The organism is Vibrio hepatarius (genome assembly GCF_011806575.1).
GTDB lineage: Bacteria > Pseudomonadota > Gammaproteobacteria > Enterobacterales > Vibrionaceae > Vibrio > Vibrio hepatarius_A.
This window is the reverse complement of record NZ_JAATOO010000071.1, coordinates 1-601: the sequence shown is the minus strand read 5'-3', so window position 1 is coordinate 601 and position 601 is coordinate 1. Positions and strand designations below refer to the sequence as shown.

At 52.4% G+C, this 601-nt stretch carries 2 protein-coding genes; both read right to left on the bottom strand.

Annotation, left to right across the window (positions count from 1 at the left end; genetic code table 11):
• Window positions 1-10: 10 nt before the first annotated feature.
• Entirely contained in the window at window positions 11-346 is a 336-nt protein-coding gene (locus tag HCZ42_RS22215; protein ID WP_217702313.1) for a hypothetical protein, read from the bottom strand.
• The coding region (locus tag HCZ42_RS22210; RefSeq protein ID WP_217702312.1) for a hypothetical protein at window positions 346-601 on the bottom strand (256 nt) is incomplete at its 5' end. The genes HCZ42_RS22210 and HCZ42_RS22215, both read right to left, overlap by 1 nt.

Below are 601 nucleotides of genomic sequence, written 5' to 3'. Positions count from 1 at the left end.
CTGAATCTCTTTAGTCGCAGTAGGCGGAAAACGACCCCTCTCCCTCTTCCCCCTCTTTCCCTTCTCCTTCCCCCCTCCCCTCTTCCCCTCCTTTTTCTCTTTCTTTTTCCCCCTCCCCTCCCCCTTTCCTCCCTCCTTTTTTTCCTTTCCCTCCCCCTCCTCTCCCTCTTCCCCTCTCTTCTCTCTCCTTCCCCTTCCCTTCCTTTTTTCCTCTTCCTCCTCTTTTTTCCCTCCCCCTTCCTCCCTCCCCTCCTTTTCCCTCTTCCTTCCTTCCTCCCTTTCTTTTTCCTTCTTCCCCTTCTCCTCCTCCTCTTTCCTCCCCCTCCTTTCCCTCTATCTGGTACACTACTTCCTTTTTCTCTCCCTCTCCTTCTCCTTCTTCCTCTTCTCCTTCCCCCTTTTTTTTCTCTCTCCTCCCCTTCCCCCCTCCCTCTCCTCCTCTTTCTTCCTCTCCTTCTTTTTCTCCTCTTTCCTTTCCTTCCTCCCCTTCTCTTTCCCCTCTTTTTTCTCTCTCTTCCCCTCCCCCTTCCCCCCCTTCTTCTTTCTTTTCTTTTTCTCCTTTTTCCTCTTTCCCTTCCCCTTTTCCTTTTCCCTCTCCCCC